This window comes from Pseudomonas sp. R2-37-08W, assembly GCF_003851705.1.
GTDB lineage: Bacteria > Pseudomonadota > Gammaproteobacteria > Pseudomonadales > Pseudomonadaceae > Aquipseudomonas.
This window is the reverse complement of sequence record NZ_CP027728.1, coordinates 3,883,494-3,902,469: the sequence shown is the minus strand read 5'-3', so window position 1 is coordinate 3,902,469 and position 18,976 is coordinate 3,883,494. Positions and strand designations below refer to the sequence as shown.

The window sequence follows — 18,976 nt, the reverse complement described above, 5'->3', positions numbered from 1 at the left end:
TGTTTGCGTGTTACCAAAAGTTGTTTACCTATCGACAGCCCTTAGGGGTTGTCAGTCAGTACCTGGGCGGGGTGCAGCTCGTCGTAGGTGTCGTTTTCGTCCTCATTGACGGTGTACCAGGCCCAATAGGTGGTACGCCGCATGAATCCTCCTGCGGTGAGTGTCTGTGTCGGGCGACCGAGAGGGTCATACAATTGCCGGTCGCTGTGGCCCAGCTCGCGCATGGAGTGGTCATTGACGTAGGCGTGGCTGTTGGCGAAGTAGGCGCGGTAGAGGCGTATGACCAAGCCCTTGTTGTTGTATTCGACACGCTCGCTGACGCGCCAGCGGGGGTCGGCGTGCACTTGGCGCAGCTGCTGCTTCAAGATGCCGGATGCATCCGCCAGCTTGTCGACCAACAGGTCGCCCTTCTCGTCGACTGCATGGGCCGGGCCTGGTTCGGTCTTCTGCTTGGTCTGCAATGAACGGCCGAAGCCATCCCAGCAGGTCAAGGTCATGCGCACCTGTTGTTCGGCATCGCCGGGATAGCGGTCGGCTTGCAGCACGAGCCCATGTACCGGCGTCCGGCTGGCCGCATCGATCAACGCCTTGAGTTGTACTTCGCTGTCGCTGAGCGTTTGACGATCGCCACTCAGGCGCAATCGCGCGCTCATGCGGATATGCCCGCCGGGGAGCAGGTAGCCTTTGGTAATCCACTCGGGCTTGACCTGGGCCGGGTCGATGCTGCCCATCCAACTGAACGGGGCGTAGCAGTGCGCGCTGGCCATGTCTTGCAACACGCTTTGCGCCTGTTCGATGGCAGACCCAGGCGTTACATGCTTGAGCGGACGGTAGCTGTCCAGCGCGGCGAAGCCCACCCTGAGGCTTTGTTCATGGCCGTGAAAGCTGCTGGCAAGCAACTGTCCGAAACCGTCATAAAGCGCCTCTTGAACCGTGCCGTTTGGGTCGACGATTTTTGTCGGCAGCAGCAATCGATAGTCGTATTCGGCTACGGTCACGCAATCGTCGGGGGCTTTCACCCGCAGGGTTTGCAGCGTGTAGGCGTCGTATTGAAGGGTCGTTTGGCCGTGGGCCTTGGTGGCCCGCAGCGCCCTCAACCGACAAAACCGGCTGGGCTTGTCATAACGGGGAAAGTGGCGGCAAATCGACCACAGGCGGTTTTGCGCGGGCGGCGCCTCGCCGTCGAACAGAAAAAACATCGCCATGGTGCGATAGCCACTCTCGGTGAGCGTTTGCACCAGGTCCACCGTGGGTTGGTTGGGCATGGCCGGGATGTCGTTGTAAACCTTCAAGGCCTGGTCATCCAGCTCGGCGGTTTCCAGGTAATCGGTCAGTGCCTGGGTTGTGGCGACGCCGGGGTCCAGGGTTTTACCTAAGCCACCGGCCTGCCGGTAGCGCTGCACCGACAAGCCGCTCAGTGTGCGCAAAGCCCCTGCGGCCAATGGCCCGTCGCGAGTGTCGATGAACCGTTCATAGGTGATGCGCGCGGGGGCCAGCCCGCCAGGCGCCGGCGCTTTGCCGAGCACCAGGGCGTTGTCTCGTTGGCGGTAGGGCAAGGCCAGGCGCCACTGCTGTGCGCCGTCCAGGTGAATCGGCTGTGCCAGCGTTTCGCTCAGGTAATAGAACTGTTGCGCGCTGTCATGGGTATCGCGCCACCAGCGCTGCTGGTGCTCATTCACCAGCACGGCGGGTGGCGGATCGCTGGCGGTGGTACGGCGCGCATAATGCAGGGTCACGCCATGCACCAGGCAACCATAGGCGTCCCAGCGTAGGTTGATCTGGTGCTGGCAGAGAGGATCGTCTGCCACGCCTTCATATTGATAGCTGATCGACTCAAGGGCTAATGGCAGCAACCGGGCGTAGGGCGTATGGGCACTGGCCGGCGCCAGTTCGCGGACCAGATACCGCTGGTGTTTGACCGAGTAGGGCACGGGCACGGCGTCGTCCGAGGGGTCCGCCGCCATCACCTCGACCCGCAGCACACTGCCACTCAATGCACGGGCCGCCTCGCGTGCCAGCGCCGGCGCAGGATCGCTGATCAAGTCGTCGTGATGATCCAGCGGCCCTGCCTGGGCCGTCGCCCTGTAGCGGCTTACCAGCGTGCGCCCGAGGGTCATGGCATGCGGGTCGTGAGGGCTTTGGTCGAGGGTGGGCATGTCAAGGGATCGACCGGTATGAAACCAGGTTTTGCTGCGCAAGGCTGCGCTGGAACCTGGCGGGTTGCGTGCGTCCTTGCGGCGTTCGGTGTCGGTTTGCAGCACCAGCCCGAAGCCACGGAACTCGCGATCCAGGCGGTCGTAATACGCCTGACGATAGCTCGCGCGCTGGGTCAGTTGGTTGCCGGTGATCTCGTCCCGTTGGTTTTGTTGGCTGACCAGCAGCAGCGCAAAGGGTAACCGGCTGATCGCAGGCTGACCCGTGGCATGCAGCTCGCGTTTTTCGTCCAGCCACTCCTGGGCACTGCTGCGATAGTTGATCAACGCCTGGGCGCCCATGTTGTTATCGGTGCGTCTGAGGAGCCAGGGCTTGTGGCTGAAAAAGTCATAGCGCCAGTGGATGGGGGTCTGGTGGGCAGCGGTCAGGATCAGGCTCGGACAGCCCAGGCCGAGCACGTCGATAACGCTGACCTGGCAGTGGTCGTCATACTGCACGCCCTCTGGCCACGGGACGTTGATCGCTTGTGTCTCGAAGCCGTTGCCGCCTTTATTGAGGAAAATACTCAGGTGAGCGGCGCTCAAATACAGCAGGTCTGCCGCGCCACCGCCATTGAGGTCGACGAGCAGTACATGCGCCGCGTTGAACGTTTGATAACGCAACGGCAACGTGGCCAATACGAACCCCTGGCCAAAACGGCCGCGACCCAGGTTCGGCCAACATTTCACTTCGTTATGCCGGATACGCACCAGATGCTGTTGGCCGGTGGCGAGTACATCGCTGAACGCCACCAGTTCGTTGGGCGAGGAGGAAATGACCGGCAAGCCATCGTCGGGCCCATGCGGCACCTCGGTGGCGGGTGCGAAGCCGGATGCCCGGCGATGTTCATACAGGCGCACGCTACGCGGGCCGATCATCGCAAAATCATGACGGCCTGCCCCCATCAAGTCAGCGAGCGTGCCCTGCGGGTGGAAGAACTCCGACGGGAATGCATCGAACGGCGTATAGGCTGACCAGTTGCGCTGCTCGTCCAGGCTGAAAAAACCGTTCATCCCGGGCCCCGCCACCAGCCAGTCCAAACGCCCGTCGCCGGTCACATCGGCCAGCGCCTGGTGGATGGGCCGGGTGCTGTCGGCCACCGGCAGCCGCGTCAACTCCACGGCCACGCCGTAGGTCACCTCGTTGCTGGTGCGCGGGTGTTGCGGCCTGAGCGGTTCATGGTAATACCAACATTTGTCTGCGCGGTACAACACACCGGGCAGGCCTTCGCCATACAGATCCACCAGTTGATAACGAGCGCCGCCATGCGGCCTGGGCAATGCAGCGAATGCCTGGTAGCGGCCAGGGTCAACCTTGAGCTGGCTCGACTCATAAAGGCACTCCAGCGGCGGGCGGCTCACGCTGTTGCCCGCGCTGTCGAAGGCTTGCTCATGCACCGCGCTCAACAAGCTGACTTGCGAAGAGATGCGGTATTCCAGCAGCAGGCGCTGGACCAGCACCGGGTCGGCACCCATTTGCGTTTCTTTGGGGAAGTGGTGAAACATCAGGATCTGGCTGCAGCGGCGCAGGGTGCGTAACTCGAAGCCGAAGGCAAAATCCGAGCAAGGGTCGGGCCGTGCCGGCCAGTCCTGGATTTTCAGATACGTCGGGCGCTTATCCAGTTCGAGGGCGCGTTCGCCATAATCGAAGAGCAATTGAAAGTGCCAGCCCACGTCCGGTTTATCGTCGGTCTGCCAGAGGTAAAGCTGCTCCTGCTCCCTGGCGGTGAAGTTGCCGTAGCAGACGCTTTGCAGGTAATGCCGGGCGCGGCAGTCCCTGGGGTAGCGCGCGGTGTCGGTTTCTTTCGTGTAGTGATAATAAATGTGCTCGCCGTGAGCGTTCAGGCTTTCCTGCAACAACCACTGCGCCACATGGTGCGGCTGGTCTGGATCGGCAATCCGGGCCAGCGCGGTTTTGCCGTAAAAGTGCTGGCTGCCATTGGCACCCTGTATCAACCAGAAGCCGGCCGTGTCGGTTGCCGATTGCCAATGTTCGATACGGTCGAAGCGGCCCTCGACCCTGGGGAAATGGCGGGTGACCGTATACGCGATGGGCAGTGGCAAACCATTGAATGCCGCGTGGCTGCTGCTGATGATCGCGCCCTCGGCGTCGCGTTCCGGTAGCCAGATTTGCGCGTCGGGGCCCACCAGCACATCGTGCATCGTGTAGCCAGGCACGCCATGGGAGGTGCGCCGGCTGACGGCAGGCTGGGGCACCTCCCAGCCGAGGCCGAAGGGGCTGTTACCGGCTCCGCTGTGGTAGGTCAGCGACATGGCCGGCGCATAGCCACGCCCGGGCGAAATCGGTAAGGCAATTTCAAAGCTTGCCGTACCGCTGGAGCCGATATCGCCCCAGCCCTTGCCGGTACCCTGGATGGCCGCACCGCCTTTGGGCAGGGCCGGGGTATTGACCTGCAGCATGGAAGTGTCGTCGCTCATGCCTGACCCCCACTGGCAGCGGCTGCCCTGGCGGTGTAGCGCAGGTGAATGACAATATCGTTGATGGATTCCAGGACGGCTTTTTGCCCGCTCGGGTTGGGGAATTCCAGGGTCCAGTCGGAGATGGCCCCGGTGTATTCGAACGGCAAGTAACGCTCGTTGCTGTCGAACGTGAGGGTGAACAGGCCGTTGTCATCCAGCCCGGTGGACAGTGCGATTTGCTGATGGGCACGCCGGTCCGTGCGCTGCTCGCCGGTGGGCAGTTCGATTTGGTTGCGGGTCTGGGTCAGTATCGCCTTGATGTCTTCATAGGGGCCCAGGGTCGCGGGCAACGATACGCTGATGCCCTTGATCCGTCGCAGGATGTGCCCGGGGTAATCCTCTTCGAACAGTGCCGCAGGTAATTTGAAGCACAGCGTGCCTTTAGTGACCAGTTGTCGTTTATGAGCAGTCCACTTCTCTTCAGTCGTGGGAGGCGGCGTCTGGGAGGTGTCGGTTGCGGGGGGGAGAGCTCGCACTCGTGCAGGCGGTGGCGCAGGGAAATGGTCTTGACGATCTCCAGATCCCGCACGTTATGGTTCAAATAGGCCGCGTTCATGTTCAACAGCGACAGCTTCAGGGCTTCACCCGCCAGATAGCCTCGGTAGTTGTTGTTCCAGGCGCCCGGCTGGATAAACGTGCGCGCATAGTCCGCTATCTCGTACTGCCAGCACGCCTGGGCGCTGCGGCACAGGGAAAGGCTAAGGTCATAGACTTGGTAATAGAACGTGCTCAACTGAGCGTTGAGCCAGTCATACAGCTGTGCCTTGGAAAAGCGCTTGGCCAACAATTGATAGTTCGACCAGGCTTGGGCCAGGGAGGTCTGGGCCAGGCGCAATTGCAGGCGCGTGGCTTTTTCCTGCTCGGCATAGGCCTGTAATTGGGCATCGACCTGGGCCAGTTCGAGTCGGGCCTGCTCCTGGGCATGGGCCCACTCTTGCGCCCGGCGGTTGAATTGCTCGGAACGATCCAAGTCTGCGGCGGTGCCGCGCAGCGCCGTGGCAACGCCTTGGGCGATGGCTTGGGCGGCATAGAACGGGCCTTCCCAACGCGAGCCGCCGACACTGGTACCGAAGATATTGGGTGCCACCATCGCGACGCCGGCCGCTGCGGCGGCGGCGCAAGCGGCGGTGTCGAACCCGGTGCTGATCAGGTAGAGCAAGCCTGCCTGGGATTCGCCGGCGCTGATGCCTTCGGTGAGCTGGTGTGCGTAGTAGTGCATCCGCGACTCGATCATGCGTCGGCTGGCGTCGAGTGCCTGGCGGTTCCTTGCGTCGATCTGCAACGCCTGGGTTTGCTGGGTCACGACGATATTGGCCAGGTCCCACGCCTGTTGTTGCTGTAGCTCCAGATATTCCGCCTGTTCCTTGCGTTCAATCAGGGTCAGCACCGTACTGCCGAATTGAATCACCGCTTCGGCGGCCGTGAGCGCGTGGCCCGACATGACCTGGAAGCGATAATGGCCGACGTGCGCGTCGACGAACGGCGCGGCACCACTTTCGCCGAAAGCCCCTTGGCCTTGGGCGGCCAGCAGTTTGAGAGGCGACAGCGGCGCCCCGTAGAGCGGCAGGTGCAAGGGTTTACCGGTGATGTCCAGATTGTGCCGCAGATTATGCAGACGGCTTTCGAGCTTGTCCCAGCGCGCCACCAGTTCGGCGTTGAAAGGCAGGCGCAGATTATCGGTGTCCGTGAGCCAAGGCAGTGCATCGCCTTAGACCGCCAGGTTGACGTCGATGGTCGGGTTGGTTTGCTCAAGTTTGGCCAGGGCCTCAGAGCCCTGCGTGGCCAGCGCGCCAAGGGTGATTTGCGCCCACGGTTCAGTGATGCTGACCCTGGGGCGTGGGCCAAGGAAATGCTGGGCTCGGGTGTACCAGAGTTTGGCTTGGGTCAGGCTGTCCGGGGTGAGCTGGCGATAGTCTGCATCGCCGCGATTGAGCAGGATGTCCAGGTAAAACAGGTAGATCGCCTTGCGAAAATGCACGGGTGAGCGTATCGCCAGTTCGTGGGGATCGTGGCTGGTGTAGCCGGGCAGCCGTTCTTCACGGGCCAGTTCGCGCAAACCCCAAAAGGCAGGCCGTTTGCTGGACGCCTCGGCGGCACGCCCAGGGTCGAACAGATAGCCGAGCCAGGCTTGCGCTTCGGCATAGCGTTGCTCCTGATTCAGGCGATGGGCTATCAGCCAGGGCGCGTACAGGAACAGCTCCCAGAAGTACTTGCCGTTAGCACCCGTGAAGTCGATGCCTTCTGCTGTGCCGCCAGGTGTAAGTGGCGGCTCTTTCCAGGTTTCTGGCGTTAACGAGAACAAATAGTCAAGGCTGACATTGGCCGCCTGGACCAGCTTGGCGGCAATACAGGTATTCATGCGCAGGGTGGCGGGCATGCCGGCAGGCAGGCTTGCCGAATTGTTGGAAAAGTCGATGAATTCAGCGGTGCCGAGTTCGCCCGATTCGAGTCTTTTGATCGTCGGCGCCAGTTGCGGGTTGAGCGTGGGGTCAGAAACAGGTGTGGTCAGCGTCAGGGTTGCCGTATTCAACGCATAGCCGAGGATTTTCGCGCCGCCTTCGCCAGGCTCAAGCGTCACCACCCCATGTAGCAGGGTGAAACCGGACTTCATCTGCGCCTGCGTCACCGGAATGCGCGTCGTGACCCGATGCCCGTCAGGCAATTCGGGACTGGACCCGGTGAGGCTTTCGTGAGCGGTGTCCTGGAAACTGATGATGCGATGAGAGTTGGCAGTGATGTTTTCGGTGAATGGGTAGTCTTTGAAGTTCGCACTCATGATGACGTGTTTATAGGCGCGTAAGTTGGGCGTGGTCACGTTTGCCTTTCGGACTATCAGTGTGTTTTCCGAATGCAGCTTGTTTTTATTATCCTCTGGACTGGTATAGACGTGATAACGGTCGAGGTTGATATGGAACTGTTTGTGTGTGTATAAATTTACGAAAGCGTTTTTGTCGACATAGTTACCGTCCAGCAAAAGGTTGTTTTGCGCGTCTGTTCGATGGGTAAACAGTGCGCCGTCAGCATCACTTACAGCGTTAGGGAATTCCTCATGGGTGGTCGAATTTTTTAAATACAGTGCGCAGTACTCAGTTCTCTGCTTTGTGGAGGCACCGCTGATCATAGAGCCCTTGCTCAATTTAAGTTGAGTGGCTTTGGGGTCATCCAGCGCATCATGGGTCATCAGCTTGATAGTGACATCCTGCTGTTTATCCAAGATGACGGCGTACTGGTGCTGGAAACGGCCACTGAGAGTAGAAGAGAACACAAGTTCCTGAGTGTTTGAATCGAAAGAAACGTCAGTGGTATCGGTGTTTTTTATGTTTGTCTGTTTTTTTTCGAAATTCCAATGGTCGTTTTCTTCGAAAATCATTTGCGACGCGATAGTAATTTCGTAGTCGGCTTTGGGCGCTATTTTAAACTGCAAGTTGCCCTGGTTCTTGTGAGCGAAGAGCGTGAGAAACTGCCGGGCGCTGTCAGGCAGCAATTCGCTGTAATACCCGTTAGTGCTCTGCAGCTCGCCCTTGAGTATGGCCTGTACTTCGGTCTTCTGGGACGGGTCGAAGGGTTCCATCAGCCGGTTTATTTCTTCGGCCAGCGCTGAGCCGGGCAGCACGCTATAGCGTCCGGGGCTGCCGCCATCGGCGACGGTGGTGATAGTGAAGGACTGGTCGATATGGACGGCCTGGAAAAACCTGCCAATGAAATTATCCTGCTGTTTGGGATCTTTACGGCTGGTAGCGAGCACACTTAAAAAAAGCACAGGCGTGCTCTTGCTGTCGACGATTGCCACCGTTTGCGTAATGCCTTTGAGCAGCTCCGAACTGGATGCGTTAACGTCTTCGGTGGCGCAATATTGCTCAATGCACGACTGAGGCACGCTCCAACTGCCGTCATGCTTCTTATACGAAAAATTGAGCCGGAATTTGACGTAATGGGTGTTGATCCAATCGGCCAGATCTTCCTTTTCCTCCGAATCCGATCGCGCCGGCTTGAACGAACTGGACGGGGTGGGTTTGATGCACTCGGCCCAGATGAAAAATAGCCGGCTATTGAAGTACACCGGCCGGATACTTTGCTCGGCGGTGGCGTCGGAGACCGACAGGTTGATTTTTTTCCAGTCTGACCAGGCGTCCTGCAAGAGCACCGCGCCGGAGCGCCTGGACAGGTCCAGCGAGCGCCAGTAATAGGTGTTCTCGGAGGTGGATTTACCGACGAAGTAATAGGTGCCGCTGTGCAGGTTGTTCAAGTCGGCGTCTATATAGCCGTTGAGTGTGCGTATGTTGGCGGTTTCCTCGAACCTGGCCAGATACTGCTGAACCGCCGTGGTGACGGTGTCCGCTTGAATTCGGTATTGGCTGAGGTCGTTTTGCAACTGGTGAAAATTGTCGGTCCTGTTCCGTCGTAACGTCGGGTCCAGATAGTTGGCCGGGTGGTAGTGCAATTGCTGACTGGCACTCCACAGCGGGTAGGTGTGCAACTGTTCGCGCCAGATCTTGTTTTGTTGCGCGGTCATGCCCTGATGGGCATAGCCCGGCTCCAGGCCCAGTTCAATACGGCTGATGTATTGCTGCAAGCTGGAAATGGCACAGGCTACCGGGCTGGTCGGCACGGCTTGGCTGACTTGTACGTCGAGTAGCCAATACGCATAAAGGTCATCGGCATTGCCGATGGTTGCCTTGAGCGCATCAGGCACTTTATGGGTGAGGTAGTACGCGAGCATGGCGTCGCGCAGGCTTTCATTAAGCTGTTGGTCAAGCGAGTGAGACATGATCAGTCCTTGAGCAGGTCGGTAGGAAAAGGCGTGTTGACGGGAGAGGTATGGGCACTCGTGAGCGCCTCACCGACGGCCTTCCATTGAGCGAACGTCGAGTTGGTTTCAAGTTGGCTGGCTGCAATCAGCAGGGTGGCCGACAGGCCGGTTGCAGTGCTGGCTTGGCGGCAGCGCAGCAGCCAGTCCAGGCGATCCATGGAGGTAATGCGTGGAGGGTTCAGTTGGCTGCTGAAGACGGTTATTTCGCTGGCACTCCAGCCAAAAAGTCGGGCGAGATGCTCGCTGGTTTCTTCAGTGTTGTGTTGTGCCGCGCGATTGGGCTGCGCGTTGGCCTGTCCGAAGTAATCGAGAATTTGCCCTTCCGTCAGGCCAAAACGCTCAATGCAATGGTTGAACTGCTGAATGAGGTAAAGGGTGTGCGGGGTCAGTTCAAGGACCGAAGACGCTTGATAGCCACTGTCCAGCCAGTGTGGGTTTATCAGAAACTGATCAAGCGCCTGGCGGCTGAGCGGCAATTGCAGAACATCGACGGCGTGGGGGAGCAGCAATATCAGATAGCCGAGGGTTTGCAGGGGTGGGGCAGCGGGCGCGTGCAAGCGCAGGAAATGGTTGTCATATTTTTGATGACCGTTGGCATCGCCTGGCAGCTGGGGTACGGCGCGGATGATCTCTTTGAGGCGTAGATACAGCGCCCAGAACTCATTACGCACCGTCTCCATCAGGGTACGAAGCTTGGGTTTGGCTCTCTCGATATAGTAGGTTGTGCGATTAGCGTCCGTGCTGATGGCAATGGCGGACAGCGCTTGCTCGACCGCCACCTCAATGCTCGTGTTTGAGCGCATCCGTTGCAGTACTTGCTGGGCCAGGGCTTCCCAGTCCACGGCGGGCAAGCGAACTGCTTCATCAGCGGGTTGCTGGGGAAGTTCAAGCAGGTTCAGCTGTTTGGAGAGAGAAGCCTGATCATAGGCCGCGAACTCTTTCAACAGCAGGTTGATGGCCGGGTCCTGGACCTGCTGATCGAGCAATAGCTGGTGCCTCAACAGTGACAGGCTGTTGCCATTCTCCTTGAGCCAACGGCTGGCCCATTCCAGGTGCATGAGCATATCGAGAAAGTCAGCCACGCCCTTCGGCTTGCGTCTCAGCGTTGGGTGACGCAGTTGCGTAAGAAAGGGCGTCGTGCCGGGCAACTGCAGCAGTTGCTGGCATTCCATGACCGACAAGCCGAACAGCCGAGCGATTCGCGCTTGCCGATAGAGTGCGCTGACGGTCTCGACCGTGCGGGTTTCGGGCTCATCGGCGATCAGCAGTTGCAGCGAGTCCTGGGTGTCTTGCAGGCCCAGCGCGGCGCAAAGTTGTTGCCGGGTGGTTGCGTCGAATGCCTGCTCGTCCAGACACAGCGCAGGCAGGGCCGAACCCGCGCGGTTGAACACCTGATCGAACAACGACACGCGCTCACCCGAACCGTGAACGGGCAACTGATGGAGCCAGGCGGCAAACTCTTCGGCTTGCAGGCTGTAGCGCTTGCTCAGATAGCAAAAGACCCCCAGCGCCCGAAGGGTGTTATGAGTGATCAGCAGCGCGCGGTTGCTGGCGCCTTCGCAGCGCATCGCGCTGACCAGCAACGTGTCCAGTTGCGCGAAAGGCAGGCCGAGCCAGCGCTGCAGGCGAATCATCCGTTGCAGCCTGTCGAAGCGTTCAAAGCTCACGTTGACCAGCTTGGCGGGGGCGTCTTTGTTCAGGCTGATCGCGAGTGTGGGGGCAGATGCAAGCGCGCCGTTGATGTAACAGGCACCGTAAGTGAGGCCGGTGGGCTGTTTGCAGTTTGGCGATTGGCGCGGTGCTTGTGTCTGTTGCGCCAGCAGCGCTTGAAGTTGTTCGGCATCCAGTTGCGTATGCTGCAGGAAATCAGTGACGTCTTCCGGCCCCTTTTCAGCCGTCCAGTTGAAGTACGTGCGATAGAAGGTTGGCGCGCCCTGCGCCGTTACCCAGTCTTTTTTCAGCAGGGCCTGTTGTTCAGGGCTCAGCCCGGATAACAGGCATTGCACCTCATTGTTGCGGGTAACGACTTGCCCGTAAGTGCTGGTTGCTCCCGCCAGGGGCAACTGGCGACTGATGCGATAGTTCAACTCACCCAACATCGGCTTGTCGCCCGACAAGCCCAGCCGGCATTGCTGGTGGTGGAAATGATACGGCAGTGAAAACGGGTACCAGGTGTTGCTCAGCAGCGAGTAGGCGTCGTCGGCGTCGGCGATATTGCTGAGCAAGGTCTGATTGATGATCGACAACATGGGCACCTGGCCCGTAACGCTGTGTTGGTCGATCAACAGGTCCTTGAGGTCTGCACGCCGGGCGGACAGCTTGAGCACGTCGGCCCCCTTGGCATTCTGTTCCAGTCGCAGGGCGAACAGATAAAGCGCGCGCAGGTAGGCAGCCGGCGAATCGACCGCGGCAATGGACGCGTTGGCGCAGAACTGTTCGCGATTTTCGTTGAACAAGGCCTGGTAGGTGGCATCGGTATCGGCGGCGACATCGCGTTTAGCGCGCAGGGTAGGGCGCTGCGACGAGACCTGCTGTTCGCGAAACAACCTTTCCAGTTGCGCTGCAGCGCTCTTGGCCTTGCGGTATACCGCGTGGGCATCGTCATCGTTGCAGGTGGCCAGTTGCTCTGCGAAGGCCTTTTCGCTGAGACGCACAATGTCGAATACCGAATGAATGTCGAGGCGCTGCAGCGCGGTGTTGAAATCGTCCCGACCGGGGGCGGGAGGGTGTGCGTGATCAATCAGTTGAGCGAGCAAGGAGCTGCTGTCGGCTTGCATATTCATACGTTCCTTCACGCCCGCCGATGGGTCCGGCGGGCAATCAAAAACGCTATCACGCAGGTTAACGGGGCCAGGCATAGCTATTTACAGGCTGCGTCGGCCCCCGCCGGTTGAGGCATCCATACACCGATACCACCTATGTGCAGACATGGACCCTAGGCTTTGCTGACCATTGTGCAATTCAGGTCATGTGATCATGTCTGCTTCACTTCATCGAAACACGCCCTCGCTTGCGGCCTTCGACCCCCGTGGATTGACCGTGCGCAGCGTCGCTTATCTGTGCGCTACCTCCCAGGCTGCGCCGACGGCCCGTGTCAGGCGTCAAGTCTATGGGGCCAGCGGCCTTTTGCTTGAGCAGTGGGACCCGCGCCTTTCTACCCTTAAATCGCGCGAACCGTTGACCGCGGCGAATCAGGCCTCGGTGTACAGCCTGTCTGGTACCTTGATCCGCAGCAACGATGTGGACGCTGGCATGCGGCTGATGCTGGCCGCGCCCTCGGGACAGCTGTTGCATGCCTGGGACGGCCGCGGTGCCTATCAGCGCCACGACTACGACACCTTGCAGCGTCCGGTGGCGGTGTTCGAACAAACTGCCGACGAAGCGCGACTCCGGTGTGTCGAACGCCTGGTGTATGCCGCGCCAACGCCTGAGCACCGCGCACTTAACCGCAGTGGCCGCCTGGTACGCCATGCCGACCCGGCGGGCACGCAGGTGTTCGACGCCTATGGGATGACCGGGCAGGTGCTGCGCCAAACCCGGCGGTTTCGCGAGGCCCCGGGCACTGTTGACTGGCCGCTTGCCCCGGCCGATCAGGACCAGCAACTGCAACCTGAGCTTTACACCACACGCTGGGCGTTCGACGCCCTGGGCGCCACGGTGGAACAGCTCGACGCCAAGGGCAATGCCCGACAGTTCGCCTATGGGCTGGACGGGCAGGCGAAAAATATTCACCTCACCTTGAAGAGTGGTACGCGCAAGACCGTGGTAGAGGGCTACGTCTACACTGCCGCCGGCCAGGTGGAGACGGCCCTGCTGGGCAATGGCGTGAGTAGCCTGGCCACCTATCGGGCCGAGGATGGCCGTATGCGCCGGCTGATGGCGTACCGCAAGAACGAGCGGGCGGCGCCGCTACAGGATTTGAGCTACGACTATGATCCCGTGGGAAATGTTTCAAGCCTGCAGGATCAGGCACAACCGACCAGATGGAGCCACAACACGCAGGTAGATGCCTCCTGTCGCTATGAGTACAACTCGCTGTACCAACTGACCCAGGCCACAGGCCGGGAAAGTACTGTCGCCGCCATCGGCCCGGCACTGCCCGTGCGTATTTCGTTCGGTTCGACCGACGCCGGTTTATGGCGCAACTATACCCAGCACTATGCCTATGACGAGGGGGGCAACCTGACCCGCCTGCGCCATGTGCCGTCCAGTGGTGTCGGCTATACCCGCGACATGCAGGTCGCAACTGGCAGTAATCGTGCGTTGTCGGGCGAGCATCCGGTTGACGAGTGGGCGCAGGGTTTTGATGCCAATGGCAATCAGCAACAGCTGGGGCGTGGACTGCCGATGGCGTGGAACGTGCGTAATCAGTTGACCAAGGTCACGACGATTCTGCGAGAGGAGGGGGACCCGGATGAGGAGGCCTATGTGTACGCAGGCGACGGCCAGCGCGCGCTCAAGCTCACGCACCAGCAGGTCGCCGGCAGTCGGCAGACGGCGCGTGTGTATTACCTGCCAGGCCTGGAAATTCGCCATCGACCGTTGCGCCGGCTGAATGTTGTGCGTCTTGAAGTGGAGCGGTGCACGGTTGAGGTCTTGCAATGGGAGCTGGGGCTCGATGAGGGAGCAGCCGATGCAACCCTGCGCTTTTGCCTGACGGATCAGCAATCGAGTCATGGGCTGGAGTTGGGCGAACAGGCAGAGTTATTGAGCCAGGAGAGTTATTTTCCCTATGGAGGGACGGCGTGGTGGGCATCGCGCAGCGAGGTGGAGGGTCGCTGCAAGACGCGCCGATATTCAGGCAAAGAGCGTGACAGCAGCGGCTTGTATTACTATGGTTTCCGCTACTACGCCCCTTGGTTACAGCGCTGGATAAATCCCGACCCCCTGGGGGACGGGGCAGAGTTGAATCCCTATCTCATGGCGTTCAACAACCCGATCACACTCGTTGATTCAATGGGGCTGCTGCCGGCCGATGTGGAAAATACCCAAATACAGGGCGGTACTGTAATCCTCCTGCTTTTGGTCTTGCTGGGCCTGGGCGTGGGGGCGTTGCTTGGGAATGCGACGGTGGGGGCTTCCATCGGGGCTCTGGTGGGCGGTGTACTGTTTGGTACCAGTCGCCTGAATGCCTATCTGCAAATGCAACCGCAGGCCGTGGCAAGGGCCGCCGAACAAGTGGAAGAACAATTCGCCAGGGATATTTCAGAGCTGGCGATCAAGTTGGCGCAGCAGGCGCGGTTGAGTCACGAAGAAACGGAGCGGCTGGTGAATTTTGCCTATGCGCGCCGTCCTGCCGAGGGAGGCATGTCCCTTTACCTCCATGCATCGGAAGGGGCCATCTATGGCTATGCGGGGCCTGTGGGTGAATCGGGGGGCGTCGAGGGCGTACTGATGGACAGTCGTAACCCGATGCCTGAGTTGAAACGCATGGGCTATGGCGCGGCACTGCTGCGAAGACCAGTGCGTGAGTCCGCTGCCGCGAGCGGTCAGCAGGCGGGGGCAAGCACGTTCGAGGTGGGGGCGACGACACAGGTTGCCGGTTCCAGTCGCGCACGCGGTGGTCGGCAAGCGCAGGCCCAACTGCCGATGAGGGTGCCGAAGGCGATAAGAGGCGCTGCTCCACGGATGCAGATCGATACCGAGGTGCTTGGAGACATCAGTTCGTCGAGCCGCGAGGACCGCAGTATCGCCCTTACCCTCAGTCACTTGCAGGAAGGGCGTTTTGGCGCGGTTCATTGGCATCTCCACAGAGATCAACTGTGGTCTGCTGACTTGCACGGTTACGCCGCTTCTCGTGGTCGCAGTGCCTATCGTTTGATGTTCAAGCACCTCGGCGGCCAGAAGTACCGAGTGGAGGGCGTACGCAACCCACACCGCTGAAGTCGATCGCCGCCAGGATGTTGAGGCAATATCAGCGGCTGTGTGTCGATGCGGCGGCGGCGTGGTTTTGCTAGAATGCGCGCCGCGCCGCCTGGCCGGCGCGTTTTTTTATCCGGTTCACCCCTTACGAGGGTAGCCACCTGGAGAGAACACCCATGACCCAACCTATCGTCGTGGCGGCACTGTACAAGTTCGTCACCCTTGAAGATTACGTTGCCCTGCGCGAGCCACTGTTGCAGGCGATGGTCGACAACGGCATCAAGGGCACGTTGCTGATCGCCGAAGAAGGCATCAACGGCACCGTTTCCGGCAGCCGCGAAGGCATCGATGGCCTGATGGCCTGGCTGAAGAACGACCCACGCATGGACGACATCGACCACAAAGAGTCGTACTGCGACGAGCAGCCGTTCTACCGCACCAAGGTCAAGCTCAAGAAAGAAATCGTGACCCTTGGCGTCGACGGTGTCGACCCGAATAAACAGGTCGGCACCTACGTCGACCCAAAGGACTGGAACGCGCTGATCAGCGACCCCGAAGTGCTGTTGATCGACACCCGCAACGACTACGAAGTGTCGATTGGCACCTTTGAAGGCGCAATCGACCCGAAAACCACCAGCTTTCGCGAATTCCCCGACTACATCAAAGCCAACTTCGACCCGGCCAGGCACAAGAAGGTCGCCATGTTCTGCACCGGTGGCATTCGCTGCGAGAAAGCCTCGAGCTATATGCTCAGCGAGGGCTTTGACGAGGTCTATCATCTCAAGGGCGGCATCCTCAAATACCTCGAAGAGGTGCCGCAGGAAGAGACCAAGTGGCAGGGCGACTGCTTTGTTTTCGACAATCGTGTGACGGTGCGCCACGACTTGAGCGAAGGCGACTACGATCAATGTCATGCCTGCCGCACACCGGTCAGCGTCGAAGACCGCGCGTCCGAGCACTACGTGGCCGGCATCAGTTGCCCGCATTGCTGGGATAAGCTGCCGGAGAAAACCCGTCGCAGCGCCATCGACCGGCAAAAGCAGATCGAACTGGCCAAGGCTCGCAATATGCCGCACCCGATTGGCTTCAACTACAAGCAAACCCCTTCCGAGGCTTGAACCATGCCCGCGCGCCTGCTCTATGTGATGGACCCGATGTGTTCCTGGTGCTGGGGCTTTGCCCCGGTGGCGCAGGCGCTGGTTGAGCAGGCCCGGGCGGGCGGTGTGGAGTTGCACTTGGTGGTGGGCGGCTTGCGCACCGGCAGCGGCGCGGCGCTGGAGCCGAACACCCGGCGCTATATCCTCGAGCACTGGCAGGCGGTGACTGACGCCACCGGCCAGCCGTTCAAGCGCGAAGGCGCGCTGCCCGATGGATTTGTCTATGACACCGAGCCTGCGTGCCGCGCCATCGTCACGGCGCGCAGCCTGGCGCCCGATTGCGCCTGGACGCTGCTTGGGCTGATCCAGCACGCATTTTATGTAGAAGGCCGTGACGTCACCTCTGCCCATGTGCTGGTGGAACTGGCCGAGCAGGCCGGTATTCCGCGTATCGAGTTTGCCGGCGAGTTCGACCGCGCCGAACAGCACGCGGCCACGGCCGCCGATTTCACCTGGGTACAGGACCTGGGCATCGCGGGCTTCCCGACCTTGCTGGCCGAGCGCAATGGCCAGTTGGCGTTGCTGACCAATGGCTACCAGCCCTTGTCCGAATTGTCGCCATTGCTGGGGCGATGGCTGGAGCGCGCCACCTGTGCATGATCAGCCCGACACGCCTGAACCCAAGCGCACCGACCGCCTGACCTGGGCGGAAATTCGCCGCCTGGCCCTGCGCCACAGGAAATCCCTGTGGATCGCCAACAGCGTCGCCGTGCTCGCGACCTTGTGCAGCGTACCTATCCCGCTGCTGTTACCGCTGTTGGTCGACGAAGTGCTGTTGGGCCGTGGCGATGCCGCGCTCAAGGTGATGAACCACGCCTTGCCGCTGGGCTGGCAGCAGGCCGCCGGCTATATCGGCCTGATGCTGGGGGTGACCCTGGTCCTGCGCTGCGGCGCACTGGTGTTCAACGTGGTGCAGGCGCGGCTGTTTGCGCGACTGGCCAAGGACATCGTCTACCGCATCCGCGTGCGGCTGATCGAGCGGCTCAAGCGCATCTCCCTCGGCGAATACGAAAGCCTGGGCAGCGGCACGGTGACCACCCACTTGGTCACCGACCTGGACACACTGGACAAATTCGTCGGCGAAACCCTCAGCCGCTTTCTGGTGGCGATGCTGACCCTGGTTGGCACCTCGGCCATCCTGGTGTGGATGCACTGGCAACTGGCGCTGCTGATCCTGCTGTTCAACCCGCTGGTGATCTACGCCACGGTGCAGTTGGGCAAGCGCGTCAAACACTTGAAGAAACTGGAAAACGACAGCACCTCGCGCTTCACCCAGGCGCTGACCGAAACCCTGGACGCCATCCAGGAAGTGCGCGCCGGTAACCGCCAGGGCTTTTTCCTCGGGCGCCTGGGCCAACGTGCCCAGGAAGTGCGCGACTACGCCATTCACTCGCAATGGAAGACCGACGCGTCCAGCCGTGCCAGTGGCTTGCTGTTCCAGTTCGGTATCGACATTTTTCGCGCAGCGGCGATGCTCACCGTGCTGTTTTCCGACCTGTCCATCGGCCAGATGCTGGCGGTGTTCAGCTACCTGTGGTTCATGATCGGCCCGGTGGAGCAATTGCTGAACCTGCAATATGCTTACTACGCGGCAGGCGGCGCGTTGACCCGCATCAACGAGCTGCTGGCCCGCGCCGACGAGCCGCAGTATGCCGGGGGGGCCGATCCGTTCACCGGGCGTGCAACCGTTGGCATCGACGTGCGCGGCCTGGACTTCGGCTACGGCGATGACCTGGTGCTCGACCAATTGAACCTGGCCATCGCACCGGGGGAGAAGGTGGCGATTGTCGGCGCCAGCGGCGGCGGCAAAAGTACCCTGGTGCAACTGTTGCTGGGCCTTTACACACCCCAGGCCGGCAGCATCCGTTTTGGCGGCGCGACCCAGCAGGACATCGGGCTGGCGACCATTCGCGAAAACGTCGCGGTGGTGCTGCAACACCCGGCACTGTTCAACGATACCGTACGCGCCAACCTGACAATGGGCCGCGAGCGTACGGATCAGGCATGCTGGCAGGCACTGGAAATCGCCCAGTTGGAGGCGACCGTCAAGGCATTGCCGTTAGGCCTGGACAGCGTAGTAGGTCGCTCTGGCGTGCGCTTTTCCGGCGGCCAGCGGCAACGCCTGGCCATCGCGCGCATGGTGCTGGCCGAGCCCAAGGTGGTGATCCTGGATGAAGCCACCTCGGCGCTGGACGCGGCCACCGAGTACAACCTGCACCAGGCACTGGCGCGGTTTCTCAGCGGGCGTACTACACTGATCATCGCCCACCGCCTTTCAGCGGTGAAACAGGCGGATCGGGTGTTGGTGTTCGATGGCGGGCGTATCGCCGAGGATGGCGACCATCAGCAATTGATTGCCGACGGGGGGCTGTACGCCAAATTGTATGGACACTTGCAACAAGTGCGGTGATTTGGCTTAGGTTGTGCGATCGGGAGCGGATTTTCGCGTGCGTATTGAGCTGTGCATGTGCAAG

General features: G+C 60.6%; 9 protein-coding genes. 4 read left to right on the top strand and 5 right to left on the bottom strand.

Annotated elements, in window-relative coordinates; all coding sequences use genetic code 11:
• Positions 1-41: 41 nt before the first annotated feature.
• From C4J93_RS17935 to C4J93_RS17925, 5 genes are all read right to left on the bottom strand, one after another.
• Positions 42-4,631, bottom strand: a complete 4,590-nt coding sequence (locus tag C4J93_RS17935) for a SpvB/TcaC N-terminal domain-containing protein (protein WP_124430109.1) — start codon at positions 4,629-4,631, stop codon at positions 42-44.
• Positions 4,628-5,023, bottom strand: a complete 396-nt coding sequence (locus tag C4J93_RS27480; protein WP_256660195.1) for a hypothetical protein — start codon at positions 5,021-5,023, stop codon at positions 4,628-4,630. Before C4J93_RS27480 ends, C4J93_RS17935 begins: the two co-directional genes overlap by 4 nt.
• Positions 4,918-6,318, bottom strand: coding sequence for a hypothetical protein (locus C4J93_RS27475; RefSeq protein ID WP_256660092.1), 1,401 nt, complete (start codon positions 6,316-6,318; stop codon positions 4,918-4,920). The genes C4J93_RS27480 and C4J93_RS27475 overlap by 106 nt, the downstream gene beginning before the upstream one ends.
• A 63-nt stretch (positions 6,319-6,381) precedes the next feature.
• Positions 6,382-9,393, bottom strand: a complete 3,012-nt coding sequence (locus C4J93_RS27470) for a neuraminidase-like domain-containing protein (RefSeq protein ID WP_256660091.1) — start codon at positions 9,391-9,393, stop codon at positions 6,382-6,384.
• Positions 9,394-9,443: 50 nt separating this feature from the next.
• A complete protein-coding gene (locus tag C4J93_RS17925; RefSeq protein WP_124430108.1) occupies positions 9,444-12,266 on the bottom strand; it encodes a Tc toxin subunit A in 2,823 nt (940 codons plus the stop codon).
• A 193-nt stretch (positions 12,267-12,459) separates the two neighbouring features.
• On the opposite strand from C4J93_RS17925, the gene C4J93_RS17920 reads away from it, so the two are divergent.
• From C4J93_RS17920 to C4J93_RS17905, 4 genes are all read left to right on the top strand, one after another.
• Entirely contained in the window at positions 12,460-15,366 is a 2,907-nt protein-coding gene (locus tag C4J93_RS17920; RefSeq protein ID WP_124430107.1) for an RHS repeat-associated core domain-containing protein, read from the top strand.
• 155 nt (positions 15,367-15,521) lie between these two features.
• A complete protein-coding gene (locus C4J93_RS17915) occupies positions 15,522-16,463 on the top strand; it encodes a rhodanese-related sulfurtransferase (protein WP_124367761.1) in 942 nt (313 codons plus the stop codon).
• A 36-nt stretch (positions 16,464-16,499) separates the two neighbouring features.
• Complete coding sequence (locus C4J93_RS17910; RefSeq protein WP_177413553.1) at positions 16,500-17,102, top strand: DsbA family protein; 603 nt, start codon at positions 16,500-16,502, stop codon at positions 17,100-17,102.
• Positions 17,095-18,912, top strand: coding sequence for an ABC transporter ATP-binding protein (locus C4J93_RS17905; RefSeq protein ID WP_124430105.1), 1,818 nt, complete (start codon positions 17,095-17,097; stop codon positions 18,910-18,912). Before C4J93_RS17910 ends, C4J93_RS17905 begins: the two co-directional genes overlap by 8 nt.
• Positions 18,913-18,976: the final 64 nt, after the last annotated feature.